The organism is Streptomyces sp. 8L, from assembly GCF_020176795.1.
Taxonomy (GTDB): domain Bacteria; phylum Actinomycetota; class Actinomycetes; order Streptomycetales; family Streptomycetaceae; genus Streptomyces.
Window position 1 is genome coordinate 1 of sequence record NZ_JAIUKE010000782.1, and the last position, 2,620, is coordinate 2,620.

The window sequence follows — 2,620 nt, forward strand, 5'->3', positions numbered from 1 at the left end:
ACCAAATACCCCAGCACCAAACGCCCCACCACTGATCGCCCCAGCACCGAACGCCCCAGTTCAAGGAAGAAGAGCCCCGCCATGGATCGCCTCTCCAACACCGTGCGCCCCTACGCCTGGGGGTCCACGACCGCCATCCCCGAGCTCCTCGGCATCGGGCCCACCGGCGAGCCCCAGGCCGAGGTCTGGATGGGCGCCCACCCCGGAGACCCGTCGCGCGTCGTCCGTACCGGCGAGGACGGCGGCCCGCGCGAGGTCGCGCTCTCCGACCTGATCGCCGCCGACCCGGAGTCGGAGCTCGGCGCCGCGACCGTCGCGAAGTTCGGGCCGCGCCTGCCGTTCCTGCTGAAGCTCCTCGCGGCCGGGTCCCCGCTGTCCCTCCAGGTCCACCCCGATCTCGCCCAGGCGCGGGAGGGCTTCGCGGAGGAGGAGCGCAGGGGCGTCCCGCTCGACGCGCCGGAGCGGAACTACAAGGACGCCAACCACAAGCCCGAACTCATCTGCGCGCTCACGCCGTTCGAGGGCCTGTGCGGCTTCCGCCCCGCGGCCGAGGCCGCCGCGACGCTGGAGGCGCTGGAGGTCGACTCGCTCAAGCCGTACGTGGACCTCCTGCGCGCGCGCCCCGAGGGCGCCGCCCTGCGCGAGGTCCTCACCGCCGTGCTGTCCGGCGACCCCGCCGAGACGGCCGCGACCGTACGGGAGGCCGCTGCCGCCGCCGAGCGTCTCGGCGGCCCGTACGAGCCCTACGCCTCCGCCGCCCGCCACTTCCCCGGAGACCCGGGCGTCATCGCCGCGATGCTGCTCAACCCCGTGACGCTCCAGCCCGGTGAGGCGATGTTTCTCGGCGCCGGCGTCCCGCACGCGTACCTGAGCGGACTCGGCGTGGAGATCATGGCGAATTCGGACAACGTCCTGCGCTGCGGCCTCACTCCCAAGCACGTCGACGTGCCGGAGCTCCTGCGCGTCGTCCGCTTCGACCCGGCCGACGCCGACGTGCTCCGCCCGGAGCCCGACGCCGACGGCGCCGAGGTCTACGCGACGCCGATCGACGAGTTCCGCCTCTCGCGCCACGTCCTCGCCCCCGGCGGTGCCCCCAGGGATCTGACGGCGCCGTCCGCCCCGCAGATCCTGCTCTGCACCTCCGGCACGCCCCACGCGAACGACCTGGAACTGAAGCCCGGTGAGGCCGTGTTCGTCCCCGCGGGCGAGAGGACCGAACTGTCCGGGTCCGGCACGGTCTTCCGCGCCACTGTGCTGATCTGATCCTCCGTCCCGCCCCGCCGGCGGGGCACGGCTGCAACAATGACCGGCCGTACGTACGACTGGAATGACCGGCCGTACGTATGACATGTACGACGCACGGACGGCGTACACCGGCGGCGCGGCGCGGCCTACGACCGCGCACCCGACGACCGGGACCAGCCCAGGCACCGGACCAGCCCCCGACGACCGGGACCAGCCCCGACGGCCGGGACCAGCCCGGCACAGGACCGACACCGGCACCAGCACTGGCGCCGGCACCGCGAGAAGGGACATCGCGCACCTCATGAGCGCGCAAGGCGGAACGAAGGCGATCGTGGCGGCGCTCGGCGCCAACCTCTCGATCGCGGTGGCCAAGTTCGTGGCGTTCCTGTTCAGCGGGTCGTCCTCGATGCTCGCCGAGGCCGTCCACTCGGTCGCCGACTCCGGCAACCAGGGACTGCTCCTCCTCGGCGGCAAGCGCGCCAAGCGCGCGGCGACCGAGGAGCATCCGTTCGGCTACGGCCGCGAGCGCTATGTCTACGGCTTCCTGGTCTCCATCGTGCTGTTCTCCGTCGGCGGGATGTTCGCGGTGTACGAGGGCTACGAGAAGGTCAAGCACCCACACCCGCTGGACGACTGGTACTGGCCCATCGGCGTCCTCGTCTTCTCGATCCTCGCGGAGGGCTTCTCCTTCCGCACGGCCATGAAGGAATCGAACGTCACGCGCGGCTCCATCTCGTGGGTGGAGTTCATCCGCCGTGCGAAGGCCCCCGAGCTGCCCGTCGTCCTGCTTGAGGACTTCGGGGCCCTGATCGGCCTCGTCCTCGCCCTCGCCGGTGTCGGACTCTCGCTCGGCACCCACGACGGCGTCTGGGATGGCGTCGGTACGCTCTGCATCGGCACGCTGCTCATCGTCATCGCACTGGTGCTCGCCGTGGAGACCAAGTCGCTCCTGCTGGGCGAGTCCGCGGGCCCCGAGCAGGTGGCGCGGATTCGCGAGGCCGCCGTCGACGGCGAGAGCGTCACCCGCGTCATCCACATGCGTACGCAGCACCTGGGCCCCGAGGAACTGCTCGTCGCCGCCAAGATCGCCGTACGGCACGACGACACGGCCGTCGAGGTCGCGGCGGCCATCGACGCCGCGGAGGCGCGGATTCGCGCGGCCGTGCCCATCGCCCGGGCCATCTACCTGGAACCCGACATCTACAGCGAGGCGGCCGCCGCCGCGGGCAACGATCCGGCGGCCACACCGGGCGGCCCGGGCCCGGCCCCCGCCGAGCACTGAGAACCCCGGGCCCTCTCTCGCCCTCCAGCTCCGGCCTTCGCCCCCCGCCCCCCGGGCCCCGGCCCCCGGGGCGCGCGGTCGTGCGCGGTGTAG

At 72.7% G+C, this 2,620-nt stretch carries 2 protein-coding genes; both read left to right on the forward strand.

All coding sequences use genetic code 11. From position 1 onward, the window contains the following. The first annotated feature begins 81 nt into the window (after nucleotides 1–81). Complete coding sequence (gene manA / locus LCE31_RS38650; RefSeq protein ID WP_225022889.1) at nucleotides 82–1,263, forward strand: mannose-6-phosphate isomerase, class I; 1,182 nt, start codon at nucleotides 82–84, stop codon at nucleotides 1,261–1,263. Between the two features lie 283 nt (nucleotides 1,264–1,546). Next, nucleotides 1,547–2,527, forward strand: a complete 981-nt coding sequence (locus LCE31_RS38655) for a cation diffusion facilitator family transporter (RefSeq protein WP_225022890.1) — start codon at nucleotides 1,547–1,549, stop codon at nucleotides 2,525–2,527. Nucleotides 2,528–2,620 lie beyond the last annotated feature (93 nt).

What these genes read in the sequence shown, in the direction of transcription:
- manA (WP_225022889.1), top strand. Translation starts at nt 82, where the DNA reads ATGGATCGCCTCTCCAACACCGTGCGCCCCTACGCCTGGGGGTCCACG.
- LCE31_RS38655 (WP_225022890.1), top strand. Translation starts at nt 1,547, where the DNA reads ATGAGCGCGCAAGGCGGAACGAAGGCGATCGTGGCGGCGCTCGGCGCC.